This window comes from Flavobacterium sp. PL002 (assembly GCF_054165825.1).
This window is the reverse complement of sequence record NZ_CM135110.1, coordinates 3902512-3919184: the sequence shown is the minus strand read 5'-3', so window position 1 is coordinate 3919184 and position 16673 is coordinate 3902512. Positions and strand designations below refer to the sequence as shown.

General features: G+C 32.6%; 18 protein-coding genes. 9 read left to right on the top strand and 9 right to left on the bottom strand.

What is annotated here, in order from left to right; translation table 11 throughout:
• Positions 1-23 precede the first annotated feature (23 nt).
• Together ACVEGE_RS17200 and ACVEGE_RS17195 are read right to left on the bottom strand one after the other, a co-directional pair.
• On the bottom strand, positions 24-503 hold the full coding sequence (locus ACVEGE_RS17200) for an Lrp/AsnC family transcriptional regulator (protein ID WP_072943262.1): 480 nt from the start codon (positions 501-503) through the stop codon (positions 24-26).
• Positions 504-580: 77 nt separating this feature from the next.
• The gene (locus ACVEGE_RS17195) at positions 581-1735 is read right to left on the bottom strand and encodes a M14 family metallopeptidase (protein WP_192501810.1); all 1155 of its coding nucleotides are present in this window, start codon (positions 1733-1735) and stop codon (positions 581-583) included.
• Positions 1736-2046: 311 nt separating this feature from the next.
• Here ACVEGE_RS17195 and ACVEGE_RS17190 point away from each other — a divergent pair, with 311 nt between their 5' ends.
• On the top strand, positions 2047-2487 hold the full coding sequence (locus tag ACVEGE_RS17190) for a helix-turn-helix domain-containing protein (protein ID WP_192501811.1): 441 nt from the start codon (positions 2047-2049) through the stop codon (positions 2485-2487).
• A 98-nt stretch (positions 2488-2585) separates the two neighbouring features.
• On the opposite strand, the gene ACVEGE_RS17185 is transcribed toward ACVEGE_RS17190, so the two are convergent.
• Together ACVEGE_RS17185 and ACVEGE_RS17180 are read right to left on the bottom strand one after the other, a co-directional pair.
• Positions 2586-3479, bottom strand: a complete 894-nt coding sequence (locus ACVEGE_RS17185; RefSeq protein ID WP_192501064.1) for an IS1595 family transposase — start codon at positions 3477-3479, stop codon at positions 2586-2588.
• Positions 3480-3536: 57 nt separating this feature from the next.
• On the bottom strand, positions 3537-4091 hold the full coding sequence (locus ACVEGE_RS17180) for a 1-acyl-sn-glycerol-3-phosphate acyltransferase (RefSeq protein WP_173855133.1): 555 nt from the start codon (positions 4089-4091) through the stop codon (positions 3537-3539).
• 62 nt (positions 4092-4153) lie between these two features.
• Here ACVEGE_RS17180 and ACVEGE_RS17175 point away from each other — a divergent pair, with 62 nt between their 5' ends.
• Both ACVEGE_RS17175 and ACVEGE_RS17170 read left to right on the top strand, forming a co-directional pair.
• The gene (locus ACVEGE_RS17175) at positions 4154-4819 is read left to right on the top strand and encodes a spermidine synthase (protein WP_192500606.1); all 666 of its coding nucleotides are present in this window, start codon (positions 4154-4156) and stop codon (positions 4817-4819) included.
• Between the two features lie 38 nt (positions 4820-4857).
• Positions 4858-5568, top strand: a complete 711-nt coding sequence (locus tag ACVEGE_RS17170) for a potassium channel family protein (protein ID WP_173855132.1) — start codon at positions 4858-4860, stop codon at positions 5566-5568.
• Here ACVEGE_RS17170 and kdsB read toward each other — a convergent pair whose 3' ends face one another.
• Complete coding sequence (kdsB, locus tag ACVEGE_RS17165) at positions 5569-6294, bottom strand: 3-deoxy-manno-octulosonate cytidylyltransferase (protein ID WP_192500605.1); 726 nt, start codon at positions 6292-6294, stop codon at positions 5569-5571.
• A gap of 143 nt (positions 6295-6437) precedes the next feature.
• Positions 6438-7862: an ATP-dependent DNA helicase gene (locus ACVEGE_RS17160; protein WP_173852236.1), complete on the bottom strand. Its 1425-nt coding sequence runs from the start codon at positions 7860-7862 to the stop codon at positions 6438-6440.
• Positions 7863-8021: 159 nt separating this feature from the next.
• On the opposite strand from ACVEGE_RS17160, the gene ACVEGE_RS17155 reads away from it, so the two are divergent.
• The 5 genes from ACVEGE_RS17155 to ACVEGE_RS17135 all read left to right on the top strand — a co-directional run bounded on the left by ACVEGE_RS17155 (position 8022) and on the right by ACVEGE_RS17135 (position 12908).
• Positions 8022-10190 (top strand): endonuclease MutS2, encoded by a 2169-nt coding sequence (locus ACVEGE_RS17155; protein WP_173855129.1) that lies wholly within the window; start codon positions 8022-8024, stop codon positions 10188-10190.
• Positions 10191-10304: 114 nt separating this feature from the next.
• On the top strand, positions 10305-10721 hold the full coding sequence (locus tag ACVEGE_RS17150) for a thiol-disulfide oxidoreductase DCC family protein (RefSeq protein ID WP_192500604.1): 417 nt from the start codon (positions 10305-10307) through the stop codon (positions 10719-10721).
• A 391-nt stretch (positions 10722-11112) separates the two neighbouring features.
• Entirely contained in the window at positions 11113-11823 is a 711-nt protein-coding gene (locus tag ACVEGE_RS17145) for a hypothetical protein (RefSeq protein WP_192500603.1), read from the top strand.
• Positions 11823-12680, top strand: a complete 858-nt coding sequence (locus ACVEGE_RS17140; protein WP_192500602.1) for a hypothetical protein — start codon at positions 11823-11825, stop codon at positions 12678-12680. Before ACVEGE_RS17145 ends, ACVEGE_RS17140 begins: the two co-directional genes overlap by 1 nt.
• A gap of 99 nt (positions 12681-12779) precedes the next feature.
• Complete coding sequence (locus ACVEGE_RS17135; RefSeq protein WP_255505328.1) at positions 12780-12908, top strand: hypothetical protein; 129 nt, start codon at positions 12780-12782, stop codon at positions 12906-12908.
• A 52-nt stretch (positions 12909-12960) separates the two neighbouring features.
• Here the strand turns inward: ACVEGE_RS17135 and ettA are convergent, their stop codons facing one another.
• Genes ettA through holA form a run of 3 tightly spaced genes read right to left on the bottom strand, consistent with a single transcriptional unit; the run spans position 12961 to position 15915 of the window.
• Positions 12961-14655 (bottom strand): energy-dependent translational throttle protein EttA, encoded by a 1695-nt coding sequence (ettA, locus tag ACVEGE_RS17130; protein WP_173852226.1) that lies wholly within the window; start codon positions 14653-14655, stop codon positions 12961-12963.
• A gap of 27 nt (positions 14656-14682) precedes the next feature.
• On the bottom strand, positions 14683-14865 hold the full coding sequence (locus tag ACVEGE_RS17125; protein ID WP_173852224.1) for a CAL67264 family membrane protein: 183 nt from the start codon (positions 14863-14865) through the stop codon (positions 14683-14685).
• A 45-nt stretch (positions 14866-14910) separates the two neighbouring features.
• Positions 14911-15915 (bottom strand): DNA polymerase III subunit delta, encoded by a 1005-nt coding sequence (holA, locus tag ACVEGE_RS17120; protein ID WP_173855125.1) that lies wholly within the window; start codon positions 15913-15915, stop codon positions 14911-14913.
• A 295-nt stretch (positions 15916-16210) separates the two neighbouring features.
• Between holA and ACVEGE_RS17115 the strand changes: the two genes are divergently transcribed.
• Positions 16211-16672, top strand: a complete 462-nt coding sequence (locus tag ACVEGE_RS17115; RefSeq protein ID WP_173852220.1) for a type I restriction enzyme HsdR N-terminal domain-containing protein — start codon at positions 16211-16213, stop codon at positions 16670-16672.
• Position 16673 lies beyond the last annotated feature (1 nt).

Sequence of the window (16673 nt, the reverse complement as noted above, 5' to 3'; positions counted from 1 at the left end):
TAAATATAGCATTCAAGTTTGTATTACATATTTTTAAAAATAGTATGCATTAAACGCTTCTTATCATTGATGCTTTCTTCAAGTGAGATCATAGTTTCTGTTCTATAAACACCATCAATATCATCAATCATAAAAATAACATCTTTTGCATGCTTTGTATCTTTTGCTCTAATTTTACAAAAAATATTAAATTTACCAGTTGTCACAGAAGCTACTGTTACAAAAGGAATCTCGTTGATTCTTTCTAAAACAAATTTAGTTTGTGAAGTATTGTTAAGAAAAACACCAACATAAGCGATAAAAGAGTATCCTAATTTATCATAGTCAAGTACTAGTGAAGATCCCATAATGATTCCTGCATCTTCCATTTTTTTAACCCTAACGTGTACAGTACCAGCAGAAATTAATAATTTCTTTGCTATATCTGTAAAAGGAACCCTTGTGTTGTCAATCAACATATCTAAAATTTGATGATCTACTTCATCTAAACGGAACTTACTCATATTCTTTTAATTAATATTATTATTTGCTCAAACAAAGTGTAAAAATATATATAAAAACATGAAAAGGATGTAAAATATTATTTTTTTATCAATCCGTTAACACTTTTCATGTTATTATCTAATGAAAAATTGGCTTTTTGATTTAATTTCGGAAAACTCCCTTGCTCGTCACTATACTTTGCCCCTTGGGCATCATATTCAGTGTGAGCAAAATAACCGTCTATATTGCCGATTTCTGATATATAAGCATTAAATGATACATTATTATCAATTAACTCTTCTTTGTATTGCGCAGCAAAATTCGTTATTTTTTCTATACCATCATAATTTATTTTGACATTTTTATATATAAAATCATAAAAAACGACTTTATTCTGAGGAATACTCAAATATTTGTCATATCCATTGCTAACTATATCGTTTTCGCAAAGTGTAGTAAAACTTGTAATTAATGCCATATATACATATTTACGTGTTTCCTCTCTTTGATAATCTTCTTGAAAATGCCCCGCTTCAAACAAAATCGTGGCAGCACCAAGGAATTGAAAAGTATCCCCAATACAGTCAATATTAAAGGAATCATCAAATCTACCTACTTGATTGGGGATATATTGTTGCAAAACGGTATTGATACCCGCAATTAAATTTATTGCCTTTAATCTTGATTCATTAACCTCACGCGCCTCATTATAAGCCGGTGCTAAGAACGATAATGTAGCTGGTTTACCAGAATCAGCTACACCAAATATTGTTCGCTGATCATGAAGGTTAAAGCAGTAATCAGGCTGGAATTCTTCAAAAACAGCTCTAAGTAACTTGCTTTCTGGTTGTGTTAAGTCTTGTGAATCCCTATTTAGGTCTACTTTATTTGCATTTGCACGTGTATATAAGGTAGCGCCATCTGGATTCAACATGGGAATTGCGCAAAATGTAAATGTATTTAAGAATTGTTTAGCTAAATCAGTACCACTGTGCAATAGATTTACAAAATCAAACAATGCTTTTGTAGTAGTACTTTCATTACCGTGCATTTGCGACCAGAGAAATATTTTAGTTTTCCCATTTCCAATTTGATATTTATAAATAGGCCTTTCTAGTACTGATTTTCCAATAATTGAAAGTTGGTTATTAGTGTTTAATCGGTTTAATATTGGTTCAATATTTTCTAATGTAATGTATCTTCCTGAAATTGATTGTTCTTTATTCTCAGTGTATAGTTGTTCTAAATTCATAGCTTCTTATTTGGTTTACAAAAGTAAACATCTTTATTTTTACAATTGTAAACAACTAATTTAAGTTGTTTTTTATAATTGTAAACAGCCTAGTTTACTATTATAGTAGTATTAGCGCTTAATAAAATAACAATTGTTACTAATGTTAAATAAACACACTAAAACACTATTTTTCAGTAGATTGATTTATGTAAGCTAAAGTATTAATGTAGCTTTATATGGATTTAAAACACTGTTTACTTATGTAATATTGTTTAATCAACTTCTTTTTGTTACATTTGTAAATAGTATTCTTTAAAATACAATTTACAATGGTAAACATCGAAGATTTTATAAAACGTCTAGAAATTATTTTGGATTATTATGGCATAAATGCCTCTGCTTTTGCTGATAAAATTGGTGTACAGCGCTCTAGTTTATCCCATCTATTATCTGGTAGAAATAAACCAAGTCTTGATTTTGTATTGAAAATTTTAGATGTTTATCCTGAAGTAGATTTATATTGGATTTTAAACGGCAAAGGTAGTTTTCCAAAAAATGCTATTTCAGATAACGAAAAAACAATACCCCACGCTCCTATTAATCATACCATCCCGAATGGCTTATTTGATGAAGAAAAAAATGAAAGTGTGGTGCCAATTCAAGATAAAAGAGAAACGGAAATGAAAACGATAAAAAAAACTAATGAAGCCGAAATTGATAAAATTGTAATTTTCTATAAAGACGGTACTTTCAAAAGTTATGTTCCATAAAAAAACCTCCATTCAGTTTATGAATTGAGGTTAAGCTTAATCAACTATAATTATAGTTTTACAATTTATTATCAAAAAATAATTATTGAGGTCAGTAGTTACGAACATATAATTTTAGATTGATATATTTTTTCTGACTCGACCATTCTTACTATCAAATTGTTGAATATTGTGTCTTTGCTTTGAGAACGGTTAATTCGATAACAAAATTCATCAAGATACCTGTTTATATTAAAGTCACTTACCGATGAATATGTTGTTCTAATCCATGATTTTACTTGATGAATCATTGTGTGCAATGCCATAAAATTCATCCCTTTGTTGCTTTCTATTTGTGTGATATTATAATCTCCAAATAAAGGACGATAACCTTTCCATTTATCTGTGGTTATTTTTGCATTTTTATTAATGTGCTTTTCAAATATTGTCTCTAATTCTTTGGCTGAATAATTATCAATTTTCAAGGCATACATTCTTTTAATTTTTCCTTCATCTGTTAGTTCCACTGCTGTTACAACCTTTTTTTTCTTGCTATCATAACTCCTGCCTACTTTACCTTTTTCCTTTCCTCCAATAACGAATTCATCAACATGAACAGTTCCGTCCATTGGATGATTCTCACTAGATTTCATCGCTTCTCTAATTTTGTGCATAAATAAACGTGCTGTTTTTTCTGTAACTCCATAGCGAACTCCCATGTAACTGGCAGATAAACTTTTAGTGGTGGTTGACATCTCAAAACATATAAAAAAGGCTTTGCGTAAACCAAACTTAACCTTATGAAATAAAGTGTTTGCCGCCGCGGTTTCTGTATGGCTGCAGATATTACAAGTTCTGGAAAAATCTTTGCGGATTTGACTCTTTGTATGCTTACATTTTAAACAAATAAATCCTCGTTCCCATTTATAATTTGCTAAATATTCTTTGCAGTGTTCATCTGTTTTAAACCGTTCAGCGAACTCTAAAAGGTTTTGCCCTGTAAATAAATCCATGTTTCCCTTGTTTTATTGATCTCTAAGATATGAAATTATCTACTTACCTCAAAATAATTATTTAAACTCAAAACCGTTTTTAGGAATTTTGCCTTTCACTCCTATAAAATGTTTGCTTAGGATGGCCAAATCTTCTTCGAGATTTCCTGTTGGCATTAATGGTTTACCTAAACTAACTTGTTTTCTTCCAAAATCAAATGTTACTGGAATAATAGGCACATTGGCCTTTAAGGCTATAAAATAAAAGCCTGTTTTTATAGTATCTACTTTTCTACGTGTTCCCTCAGGTAGTACGGCAAGTCTAAAAACTTCTTTTCGATCAAAAATAGCCGCAATCGAATCAACTTTATTTAATCCTCCCGACCTATCCAGAGGTTCTCCGCCCATATATTTGAAATAATAATTCAGTGGGAATTTAAACAATTCTTTTTTTCCAACCCAATTCATTTCTAATCCTGTAATTCCTCTTGTAAAAATTCCTAAATAAAAATCGTGCGCACTAGTATGTGGCATCACCATCATCACGCATTTTTTTACTTCGGGTGCAATAGTTCCCACTATTTTCCAACCCATTAAGCGAAAAAATATCCATTTGTAAATTACTTCCTTCATTCTTATGATTTTTTATGCAAAATATATAATTTAAAGCTTATTTTTGCGAAAAAGTTATATTGATGTTAAAAAAAATAATGAGTTATCTCATTCCAATAAAAATATATACCTTAAAATCAGCCTTAAGTAAATCAATTGAAGTAACTTGGTACAACGGAAAACTAGTATTAGATTCTGAAAATACAAATTATTCTTACGGAAGTTTACAACTAATTTTACGTCTTGGTTTAAAAAAAATTGGTTTTACTAAGATCTTAAATATGAATCATATTCTGATCTTAGGTGTTGCAGGTGGTAGCGTAATTAAAACGCTAGTTGATGAAGTTAAATTTAAAGGTAAAATTACAGGTGTTGAGATTGATCCTGATATTATTGAAGTTGCAAATAATTACTTCAATTTAAACCAAATCGACCAATTAGAGATTGTTATTGATGATGCTTTTGAGTTTGTTTTAAAAACCAAAGATAAATATGATTTAATAATCATCGATGTATTTCAAGATACTAAAATGCCTAATTTTCTGTTCGAAGAGTACTTTGTAAACCGAGTTTGTTTTTTATTGAATAAATCAGGCGTAGTGTTATTCAACACAATGTTATTGACTGAGCAAGACAACATAAGAAATAAGAAATATGTAACTGATTATAATGTAGCAAATTATAAGATTAGAACTATTCCGAGAGTGGAAGTTCACAATGAATTAATTTTGATTGAAAAGCAAGATTAAAGAGTTGTATCGTTTTCCAAAATCATTAAGCGTCAAACATGAAAAAAATAATCCGAAAACTACTTTTAGGAAACGTTGCTAAAATGGGGAAACCTAAATTTAATCCTATTGAAAGAAGGATTCAAAATATAAAAGCGATTTGGAATAACGATCATCAAGATGACAACGGAATCGAAAAAATTGTACGCTTGTTTCTGGCTTCTTCTCAATTATTTTTTCCTGGGATTTACATTAAATATTTAGTTTCTAAAAAAGGATCTGAATATGAGGATTTAACAGTAGATTTTTATGTTTTATTTAAAGTAGCGCTTCCTTTAATGATTATAGTAAATCAGTGGCAGGATAATAAATTCATCTTAGCAATTATGGTTTACTTAATGCTGGAAACCGTATTATACATTCCTACTTTAATTTTTGCATCAGACTTATTCTCAAAACCACGTTCTTATAAAAGATCAATGCTACTGTTGTTTTTAAATTATCTAGAAATGGTATTTGCTTTTGGCGTTTTATATTCATGTGATAATTATCTAAATAAACCATTTGATCATTGGTACGATCCTATTTATTTTAGCACTGTAACCTCCTCTACCATTGGTTTTGGGGAATATTATCCCGTCAAAGCTTTTGGTAAGTTTCTAGTAAGTATGCAAGCACTTTTGGTTTTAATGTATGTTGTATTGTTCTTGAATTTTTTCTCTACCAAGGTTAAGTCTAAAGGTTATTTTGAACAAGATGGCACTGATTAATTAAAGCATTTTTCTGGCCTTTTCTAAATCTTCTATCGTGTCAATCCCAATTCCTACATGTGTAGTTTCTACCATTTTGATGCGTTTTCCAAATTCTAAATAGCGTAGTTGCTCTAATTTTTCGGATGCTTCCAAAGATTTCATTGGTAAACTATAAAAATCAAGTAATGCTTGTTTTCTAAAGGCGTAAATTCCTATATGCTGCATGTAACGCACACCCACATTTCTCTCTCTAGGAAACGGAATAACAGAACGCGAGAAATACAGAGCAAAGTTATTCTGATCAGTAACTACCTTTACATTATTAGGGTTACTAATGTCTTCTTCATCAGTGATTTGGCGCATTAGTGAAGCTAAATCAACTTTTCTATCGGCATCATTCCTGAATACTTCAATCACTTTTTTCAAAGGTTCAGCGTCTATAAAAGGTTCGTCACCCTGCACATTTACGACGATATCTACATCAAGATTGGCTATTGCTTCAGCAATTCGGTCGCTCCCAGATTCGTGTTCTTTCACGCTCATGATTGCTTTCCCTCCTTTCGAAACAATTTCGTTATAAATTAAATCAGAGTCCGTCACAACAAAAACATCATCAAATAAGGCTGTTTCTACAGCCGCTTCATAGGTTCTTAAAATGACTGTTTTTCCTCCCAAATCCTGCATCAGTTTTGCTGGAAATCGTGTAGAAGCGTAACGTGCTGGAATGACTGCTATTATTTTCATATTATTATTGTTTGCTATAGCGCTAAAGTAATTGGAAATTTTGATAAAATAAATAGCTATTCATAAGAATAATTAATAAACCGTTTATTTTAATTTTGATTATTAATAAATATTATTAATTTGGTATTAAGTAAACTATAAGATCACTCCACAAAACTATCATCTTTAAAACCAATCAAGTATAATTTGTTTTTTGCTCTCGTCATAGCGGTATACAACCATCTTATATAGTCACGGTCAATACCGTTAGGCAAATAAGGTTGCTCAACAAAAACGGTGTTCCACTGCCCTCCTTGAGATTTATGACAAGTGATTGCATAGGAGAATTTTACTTGCAATCCATTAAAATACTCGTTGGCTTTTACTTTTTGGAATTTCTTATATTTGGTCGTTTCGCTCTCATAATCTTTCATCACTTCTTCATACAATCTGTTTGATTCTTCATACGTAAGTGATGGTGATTCACTTTTTATGGTATCTAATAATAAAACTGTTTCTAAAGGTTTTTGATTGGGATAATCTACCATGCGTATTTTTACATTGGCAAATTTAAAACCGTACAATTCTTGAATTTTAAAAATCTCGAGTATTTCTATAATATCACCATTGGCAATAAAACCGGCTTCATCAGCATCTTTCAACCAGAAATAATTGTTCTTTACCACCATTAAAAAATCGCCTGTAGAAAGCTCACTTTCTTTATCCAAAATTTTAGTTCTAATTTGCTCATTATATTGATTGGCTCTTTTATTAGATCGCACAATAAATGCAGTATCTTCAATACTATAATTGCTATAAGCCGAATTTATAGCATCTTGAATATCATAACCATCAGTTAATCGTACAATATCTTTGAATTTTTTTACATCGAATTTGAAATCGGTTATGAAGGAGTCTTTCAATAATTCCCGCAACTCTGTAGCATTGAATAAGATTCCGGAATCCCCTTCTTGACGCATCACTTCGTCTAACTCAATATGTTCAATTTCTTTATTATAATGCAAACCCAAAGTATGAATATCCAGCGCCGGACTAATGTCTAAATTCACAGGAGGCAACTGTGCGGTATCTCCTAACAGAATCATTTTACAGTTAGTTCCAGAATACACATACGAAATCAAGTCATCTAAAAGGGAGCCATTCTCATATAATTTAGAGTCTGAATTGGAATCAGAAATCATCGAAGCTTCATCCACAATAAAAATCGTGTTTTTATGCTTGTTTTGTTGCAAGGTGAAAGATACCCCACCGCCAGAAGATTTCTTGGGGAAATATATTTTTTTATGAATTGTAAACGCTGGTTTTTCAGAATAATTAGCAATTACTTTTGCAGCACGACCAGTGGGCGCTAACAAAACATACTTTTTATTAAGTTCCAGCAAATTATTTACAATAGTTGAAATCACTGTAGTTTTTCCGGTTCCTGCGTATCCTTTAAGTACAAAAATAGTGTCGTTATGAGTATCAGTCAAAAAAATAGCAATCTTTTGAAAGAAGATATCCTGATTATAGGTTGGGCTAAAAGGAAATTTTTTACGTAAAAGACTATAAAACAGGGAGGAATTCATTGTGATGTTGTTAAGGCAAAGTGAACCTCAAATATAAGGATGAATTTTGGAGCAACCATATAAATTGACCATAAATCATCCTCTAAATTACCCTCAAACTAATAACGAATTTAACACGCATTCTTTGTAACTTTGCTTCTTTACCTTTTACAATAAAGAATGATATCCATTACAGAAAAAACATTACAAGATTTACAATTTCCTACGGTTCTCGAAACTATTTCGGCAATATGTAATACTGATTTAGGGAAACAAAAAGCATTAGAAATTATTCCATTTAGAGACAAAGAAAGTTTGATGGAATCTTTGATGCAAACATCTGAATATGTTTCTTCTTTTCAGAATAATAACGCGATTCCCAATCATGGATTTGATGCCATAACGCACGAAATAAAATTTCTAGCCATTGAGGACAGTTTTCTTGAAGTAGGTAGTTTTAGAAAAATTGCTACGCTATCTGCTACAGTGAATTTTTTATTGAATTATTTCAAAAAATTCGAAGATTACTACCCTCATTTAAACAACAGAGCCAAACAAGTCGAATTTACTAAGGACATCATCACTCAAATAGATGTTATAGTTGATAAATATGGCGAAATTAAAGACAGCGCTTCGCCCCTATTACTGGATATTCGTAGAAATATGAATACCGTACGAGGGAAAGTGAATCAAAGCTTCGGTTCTGCTTTAACGCAGTATAACAGCCTAGGCTATTTGGATGATATTAAAGAAAGTTTTGTTCAAAACCGTCGTGTTTTAGCTGTTTTAGCCATGTACCGCCGTAAAGTAAAGGGGTCTATTTTAGGAAGTTCTAAAACAGGTAGTATTGCCTATATTGAACCCGAAGCGACTTTGAGATATTCTCGTGAACTAAGTAATTTAGAATACGAGGAAGCTGAGGAAATTACCCGTATTTTAAAGAATTTATCGAATGTAATTCGCCCTTATTTGCCGTTATTAATTCAGTACCAAGACTTTTTAAGTGATATTGATGTTCTTGCTGCAAAAGCAAAATATGCTAATAAAATTAACGGAATTTTACCTGCAATTACCAACAACAGACGACTTTATTTTAGAGATGCCTACCACCCTATTTTGTACTTGAACAACAAGCAAAAAAAGGAAATCACGCATCCACAAACAATTGAATTACAACAAGAAAACCGAATTATTGTAATATCAGGACCTAATGCTGGTGGTAAAACCATCTCATTAAAAACAGTTGGTTTACTGCAATTAATGTTACAATCAGGAATGTTGATTCCAGTACACGAACGTTCCGAAACTTTTTTATTTGATAGAATACTTACAGATATTGGAGATAATCAATCTATTGAAAATCATCTAAGTACCTACAGTTACCGATTGAAGAACATGAACTACTTTTTAAAGAAGTGTAATGATAAAACAATGTTCTTAATTGACGAATTTGGTACGGGTTCTGATCCCGAATTGGGTGGAGCTCTTGCCGAGATTTTCTTGGAAGAGTTTTATCATCGAGAAGCGTTTGGAATTATTACTACTCATTATTCTAATTTGAAAATTTTAGCAAATGAGTTGCCTTTTGCCACAAATGCCAACATGCTTTTTGATGAGAAAACCTTAGAGCCCATGTACAAATTAGTACTAGGCCAAGCCGGAAGTTCGTTTACTTTTGAGGTCGCTTTAAAAAACGGAATCCCTTTTAGTTTAATCAATCGCGCCAAGAAGAAAATTGAAGTGGGAAAAGTACGTTTTGACAAAACAATTGCTACGCTTCAAAAAGAACGTTCTAAAATGGAAAAAACTTCACAGACATTAAAAGAAGAAGAAACCAAAGCGCGTGAAGAAGGTAAAAAGATGGAAAACATCAATACCAAGATAAAACAAAAATTAGAAAGCTATCAAGAATTGTACGACAGCAATCAAAAAACAATATATATAGGTCAAAAAATTGAAGATATCTCTGAGAAGTACTTCAATAACAAAAACAAAAAAGACCTAATAGGAGAATTTTTAAAAATTATCGAAATTGAAAATTCTAAACGTAAAAAAGCAACTCCTAAAGAGGTAAAAGCGATCGTTGAGAAGAAAAAAGAAATCATCAAAGAAGCTGAAGTCATTGTAGAGGAAATTCGAAAAGAGAAAAAAGAAAAAAAACTCAAACCAGTCATCGAAAAGCCAAAAGCAATCATTCGTTTAGGCGATCGCGTGCGCATGCTTGATGGTAAAGCTGTGGGGACAATTGATGCGATTGAAAAAAATAAAGCTACCGTAAATTACGGTATGTTTACTTCAAAAGTAAGCATGGATGAACTGGAACTCGTAGAATCAATGAAAAAGAAATAGATAATCTACGGTCATTGAGACGAAATAAGCAATCACACAAAGAACTTCAAACAGACCACAACGGATGCAGCGAGGGGGATCGCTTCGTTCCTCGCAATGACAAAAAAAATAAAAATGCAAAAACTACCTGAAAACAAAAAAATAGTACTCTTTGACGGCGTTTGCAATTTGTGTGATTCGGCGGTGCAGTTTATTATTAAAAACGACAAAAACGACATTTTTAGATTTGCTTCGTTGCAATCAGAAATTGGACAGGAAATCTGCAAACATATCGGTATTGATGTTTCAAAAATGGATAGTATTATATTGTATGAGCCTGGAATTGCTTATTATTACAAGTCGGAAGCAGCTTTGAATATTGCTAGTGATCTGGGTGGTGCGATTAGTCTTTTGTCGGTTTTTAAAGTGCTGCCTTCTGGTTTTAGTAATGTAGTTTATGATTTTATTGCGCGCAACCGCTATAAGTGGTATGGCAAGAAAGAAAGCTGCATGGTTCCGACAGCTGATTTAAAATCAAAATTTTTAGATTAAAACTACTTTGGTTTTAATCCACTTTTAAAATTATAATTCTACTCCCCAAACTTTGGGATGCTACAAATAGTAGAAAAGTAATTAATTTAATCTCCTCTTCTTGAATTGCACTTCCTCTGCCCCTGATTGTAGCGACAGCCCCGATTGAAAAAAGTTATTTTTTACAGGAATAGCAGAGCGACCAGCGGAAGCTCCTGCTATGACTTAGTAAAAAAAAACTTTATGATAGAGGGCTATAGCGGAAAGCAGGATTAGGCTCAACTAAGAATATAACACATAAAAGCTGTTAATTAGGCACTAAATTTCCTGCTATTACCAAAAAAATCTAATTTATTTGTCAGGAAAAGGATCGGGCGGCGACTATTATAGTGTACCATAAAAATTATATACTATGAAAGTTATGAAAATATTTTGGATAATTAGTCTGTTTTTAGGCCTGAGCTCCTGTATTAGCGAAGATATTGTTAATGATGAAATAGACGAAAGCATCCGGATTAATACTAATTTTTCAAATTTTGCTGTTGGGCAATCTTTAGTATTAGATGCCTTATTTTTTGACAGTCAAGGTATAAAGCAAACTGTAGATTTTAGCTTAAAATCAAATAATACGGCTGTTATCACCGTAGATAATACAACCAAAAAGATTAATGCAATAAGCAAAGGTGATGCTGAAATTGTAATTTCGACATTTTATGAGGGTAAATCAATTGAAACGACTATTGCAGTTACAGTTATTGAAAACAGCGTTACTCCTACTCCAGTAGCCAATGTACAAATTGGAAGTATTACTAAAACGAGCTCTTACGCTTCTGCAGGTGACTTTGAAATCACTGAAATTCCAGGAGGTATCCGAATTAAGTTTGCAAGTAATTATCGTGCAGACCAGTCCTTACCCGGTTTTGCAATGTATTTAACTAACAATCCTAATGTGATTAACGGAGCACTCAAAATTGATTCGCAAGGTGATGCCGATGGAGTTACTTACAATGGAGCTTTTACGCTTGATGTGATGGGTGTAGGAATTAATGATTATGGCTATTTGACACATTGGTGTGAGCCTTTTAAAATAAAAGTGGGAGAAGCAATAATCAAAAACAAATAATGATGACCAATAAATTTACAAAAATAGCAATTGTACTAGTGATGATCACGCAAATGTCATACGGTCAATGGAACAAAGGAAAAGGAAATGGCTATTATAAACTAGCTGCAAGTTCACTAGTAGCTGACGAGCATTTTACAAGCGCGAAAGAAAAAGATCCTAATATTACCCGTGGAAATTTTGTTGTGAGTGCTTATGGTGAATACGGAATTAGTGATAAAATAGACCTTATTGCCTATGTACCGCTTTTAGCTAGAGTGTATCAAAATAAGCAAGTTTCTGGTAAAACGGGAAATACAATTTCGGACGGTGAGGCAGTAAATTCAATTGGTGATATTGATTTAGGCATTCGTTACGGCATTTTAAAAAATGATCTAATAGCCTTGTCAGGAACCTTAAAATTAGGATTACCAACAGGAAAAAAATCTGGAGGAACTGATGGTAGTCTGCAAACTGGTGATGGAGAATTTAATCAGTTACTTCAATTAGATTTAGGAGTTCCTTTTAAAATTAGTGGCCATAATTGGTATGGGAAAATATATTCGGGATTTAATAATAGAAATAACGGATTCTCTGATGAATATCATTTTGGAGGCGAAATTGGAAGTAAATTTTATGATAAAGTATTTATTGCGCTAAAATCTAGTAATGTTCGTTCGTTTAACAATGGTAACTTAGTTGGAACTGGGCAAGGGATTTTTGCAAATAATGTCGAATATACCAATCTAGGCTTAGAAGCAGCTTACTATATTTCAACTAAATTTGGTGTAAGTTTGAATTACACTGAAATACTATCTGGAAAAATTACCTATGCAGCACCTACCTATAGCGCTGGTTTATTTTTGGATATTCAGTAATTAGATTAGCTTTTTATCTGTATACACACTAAAAACTGACTTTTATCATATTTTTTATAGCTCTTGATTTTTACTTTTGTACACTTAAATCTATACATTATGAAAAAAGGAGTACTTATAAATTGGGATAATGGTTCAATAATTATCGTTTTTGTCTTTGGGTTAGTAATTATAGCTTTAGTAGCTGCAGTAGTTTTAATGATGAATAACGATAAAAAGAAGAAATAAAAAAAGGATATCCAGTACGGATATCCTTTTTTTAGCTTCATAATCAAAGGAATTATCCTCTGATTAATTTTCTGTATTTCAAACGTTTTGGAGTTAAATCACCACCTAAACGTTTTTTCTTATTTTCTTCATATTCAGAAAAACCACCTTCAAAATAATACACATCAGAGTTTCCTTCAAAGGCTAGAATGTGCGTACAAATTCTATCTAAGAACCATCTGTCGTGAGATATTACTACCGCACAACCAGCAAAGTTATCCAAACCTTCTTCTAATGCACGTAGTGTATTAATATCCAAGTCATTGGTAGGCTCATCCAATAATAAAACGTTACCTTCCTCTTTTAAAGTCATCGCAAGGTGCAAACGGTTACGCTCTCCTCCAGAAAGTGTGGATACTTTTTTGTTTTGATCACTTCCTCCAAAGTTGAAACGGCTTAAGTAAGCACGAGAATTCACTTGACGGCCACCCATCATAATTAATTCTTGACCATCACAAAAGTTTTCCCAGATTGATTTATTAGGATCAATATTAGAATGCGCTTGATCGACATAGGCAATCTTTACAGTATCACCAATTTCAAATTCACCTGCATCTGGTTTCTCTTCACCCATTATCATTCTGAAAATAGTTGATTTACCCGCACCGTTTGGCCCGATTATTCCAACAATTCCAGCTTGTGGTAAAGTGAAGTTCAAATTATCGTATAATAATTTATCTCCATACGCTTTAGAAACTCCTTTTGCCTCAATTACATTGGTACCTAAACGTGGTCCATTAGGAATGTAAATTTCTAATTTCTCATCTAATGCTTTTTGATCTTCATTAAGCATTTTATCATAGTTCTGTAAACGCGCTTTTTGTTTCGTTTGACGTCCTTTGGCACCTTGACGAACCCAGTCCAGCTCACGTTCTAAGTTTTTACGACGTTTAGAAGCTACTTTTTCTTCAAGAGCCATTCTGCTCGATTTTTGGTCCAACCAAGAAGAATAATTCCCTTTCCAAGGAATACCTTCTCCTCTATCCAACTCTAAAATCCATCCTGCTACATTATCAAGGAAATACCTATCGTGCGTTACAGCGATTACTGTTCCTGAATATTGTGCTAAATGTTGTTCTAACCATAAAACCGACTCGGCATCCAAGTGATTGGTAGGTTCATCAAGAAGCAATACATCCGGTTGTTGCAATAACAAACGACATAAAGCTACACGACGACGCTCACCACCCGAAAGATTTTTGATAGGCGTATCACCATCTGGCGTACGCAACGCATCCATAGCAATCTCTAGTTTGGTGTCAATTTCCCAAGCACCTAATGCATCAATTTTATCTTGTAAAGCGGCTTGACGGTCCATTAATTTGTCCATCTTATCTGCGTCAGAATAGTTTTCTTCAAGACCAAATAAGTCATTGATTTTATTGTATTCTTCTAGAACCTGCATTGTTTCGGCAACCCCTTCACGTACAATTTCGATTACTGTTTTGCTATCGTCAAGAATAGGTTCTTGCTCTAAATAACCTACAGTGTAGCCTGGTGCGAAAACAACATCACCTTGGTAATTTTTATCAACTCCAGCTATAATTTTTAATAAAGAGGACTTTCCTGATCCGTTAAGACCTAAAATACCAATTTTAGCTCCATAGAAAAAGCTTAAATAAATATTCTTAAGTACTGGTTTGTCTGCTCCTGTGTAGGTTTTACTCAATTTTGACATTGAGAAAATCACTTTCTTATCGTCTGACATTTTTTATAATTTAAAATTTAAAATAATTTACAATCTCCCTTTTAGCGAACTAAAAACCCATGCATTTGCTAAGAACCCTACTCCAGTAGCGGCAAAACCCCATCCAGATACATCTCTATATCTAAAAAAACCGAGACCTATTAATAACAAACCCATCAATATCATAATTAAAGTGGCCCATCCTAAAATGGTATTCTTATTCATTCCCATATTTTGCTTTATTTTTAATATGCAAATATCGCTAATTTTTAATCGTTAATTAAATATTTTGTAGAGCATTTCTCTTAAAAGGTCATAATTAGACATCGATTGTGCCCCAACTCCTTTACTCTTAACGTCTATATCCCGTAATGTAGCCACAATTTGGCTTACTTTTCTCATGGGGTAATTCTTTAGAGCAACATCGTAATCTTTTAAGAAAAACGGACTAACACCTAATACTGCAGCTACATTTTTAGGATTTCGATCTTTTAACCCATGGTATTTAAGCAGTTGAATAAAAAAACTAAAAACCAAACTCGTAGTAACCACCATAGGATTATCCTTTGGGTTGTTAGCAAAATTATCCGCAATAGTATATGCTTTTAATTGGTTGCGTTCCCCAATGGCTTTTCGTAACTCAAAAACATTAAAATCTTTACTAAAACCAATGTTCTCCTCAATATCCTTTGGAGTAACCGTACTTCCCTTTGGTAAAATAATTTGTAATTTTTCCAGTTCGTTGTTAATCTTACTTAAGTCAGTACCTAAAAACTCCACTAACATTGCTGAAGCTTTGGGTTCAATATTGTATTTCTTACCTGCTAGAACACGTTTAATCCAGTCCCCTACTTGATTGTCATACAGTTTTTTACTCTCATAAACAATCCCAGCTTTAGCAAGTAGCTTGGTTGTTTTTTTACGCTTATCTAAGGTTTTGTACTTGTAGCAAAACACAAGAACGGTGCTAGGCATAGGATTCTCAGCATAGGATTCTAACTTATCAATAGTACGGCTTAAATCCTGCGCTTCCTTAACAATAACCACTTGACGATCTGCCATCATAGGATATCGTTTTGCAGTCGAGACAATATCTTCAATTGATACATCTCTACCGTACAAAACCGTTTGATTAAAACCTTTTTCCTCTTCAGTCAAAACGTTTTTCTCAATATAATCTGATAATTTGTCAATATAATAGGACTCCTCACCCATCAAAAAATAGATTGGTTTTATATTTCCCGCCTTTATATCATTAACAATTTTTATTACTTCGTCCATTTATCTTCTTTCAATTTAAAAAAAAAATCATATCTTTTTATAAGTTCCATTTGGGCGTGCCACCAGTAAAAAAAAGGGCTTCACTCACTTTCTACTTATAAAGCCCTTTTCTTCACTGCTGTCGGGCTATCCATGCTACTTCGGTAGCTCATTCCTATCCCTCACGCGGGAATTTAGGTAAACCAATTCGTTTTAGATTAAAAACCTCATAAATACAAAACTGCAAAATTTAAAAAATGCTGCGAGTATGCTAATTATGCAGTTCCTATCCCAAAAAAAATATTATTTTTGCGCTATGCAAAAACTAAATTTTCCTTCTTATACATTTCGATTCAAAAATAGCGAAAATAAAGTGGCTATCTTTGATGAAATCAGGAAAAAATTTATCATTCTAACACCCGAAGAATGGGTACGTCAACATGTTGTACTCTTTTTATTAGAAGAAAAAAAGTATCCAAAATCAATGATAAACGTCGAAAAAGTTTTAAAAGTCAACGGCTTGCGAAAAAGGTATGACGTTGTCGTTTTTAATCCTGATGGTTCTATTTTTGTACTTATTGAATGTAAAGCCCCCGAAATTAAAATTGCTCAAGCTACCTTTGACCAAATCGCCCGTTATAATATGACTATGAAAGCCGATTATTTAATGGTGACCAACGGATTGAATCATTACTTTTGCCAAATGGATTATGAAAATGAAAAATACGAATTCTTACGAGACTTACCTGATTTTGGTCAATCCAAAGCCGTACTTTAAA

Coding starts and splice junctions, on each gene's coding strand:
- ACVEGE_RS17200 (WP_072943262.1), bottom strand. CDS start 503: ATGAGTAAGTTCCGTTTAGATGAAGTAGATCATCAAATTTTAGATATG.
- ACVEGE_RS17195 (WP_192501810.1), bottom strand. CDS start 1,735: ATGAATTTAGAACAACTATACACTGAGAATAAAGAACAATCAATTTCA.
- ACVEGE_RS17190 (WP_192501811.1), top strand. CDS start 2,047: ATGGTAAACATCGAAGATTTTATAAAACGTCTAGAAATTATTTTGGAT.
- ACVEGE_RS17185 (WP_192501064.1), bottom strand. CDS start 3,479: ATGGATTTATTTACAGGGCAAAACCTTTTAGAGTTCGCTGAACGGTTT.
- ACVEGE_RS17180 (WP_173855133.1), bottom strand. CDS start 4,091: ATGAAGGAAGTAATTTACAAATGGATATTTTTTCGCTTAATGGGTTGG.
- ACVEGE_RS17175 (WP_192500606.1), top strand. CDS start 4,154: ATGTTAAAAAAAATAATGAGTTATCTCATTCCAATAAAAATATATACC.
- ACVEGE_RS17170 (WP_173855132.1), top strand. CDS start 4,858: ATGAAAAAAATAATCCGAAAACTACTTTTAGGAAACGTTGCTAAAATG.
- kdsB (WP_192500605.1), bottom strand. CDS start 6,294: ATGAAAATAATAGCAGTCATTCCAGCACGTTACGCTTCTACACGATTT.
- ACVEGE_RS17160 (WP_173852236.1), bottom strand. CDS start 7,862: ATGAATTCCTCCCTGTTTTATAGTCTTTTACGTAAAAAATTTCCTTTT.
- ACVEGE_RS17155 (WP_173855129.1), top strand. CDS start 8,022: ATGATATCCATTACAGAAAAAACATTACAAGATTTACAATTTCCTACG.
- ACVEGE_RS17150 (WP_192500604.1), top strand. CDS start 10,305: ATGCAAAAACTACCTGAAAACAAAAAAATAGTACTCTTTGACGGCGTT.
- ACVEGE_RS17145 (WP_192500603.1), top strand. CDS start 11,113: ATGAAAGTTATGAAAATATTTTGGATAATTAGTCTGTTTTTAGGCCTG.
- ACVEGE_RS17140 (WP_192500602.1), top strand. CDS start 11,823: ATGATGACCAATAAATTTACAAAAATAGCAATTGTACTAGTGATGATC.
- ACVEGE_RS17135 (WP_255505328.1), top strand. CDS start 12,780: ATGAAAAAAGGAGTACTTATAAATTGGGATAATGGTTCAATAATTATC.
- ettA (WP_173852226.1), bottom strand. CDS start 14,655: ATGTCAGACGATAAGAAAGTGATTTTCTCAATGTCAAAATTGAGTAAA.
- ACVEGE_RS17125 (WP_173852224.1), bottom strand. CDS start 14,865: ATGGGAATGAATAAGAATACCATTTTAGGATGGGCCACTTTAATTATG.
- holA (WP_173855125.1), bottom strand. CDS start 15,915: ATGGACGAAGTAATAAAAATTGTTAATGATATAAAGGCGGGAAATATA.
- ACVEGE_RS17115 (WP_173852220.1), top strand. CDS start 16,211: ATGCAAAAACTAAATTTTCCTTCTTATACATTTCGATTCAAAAATAGC.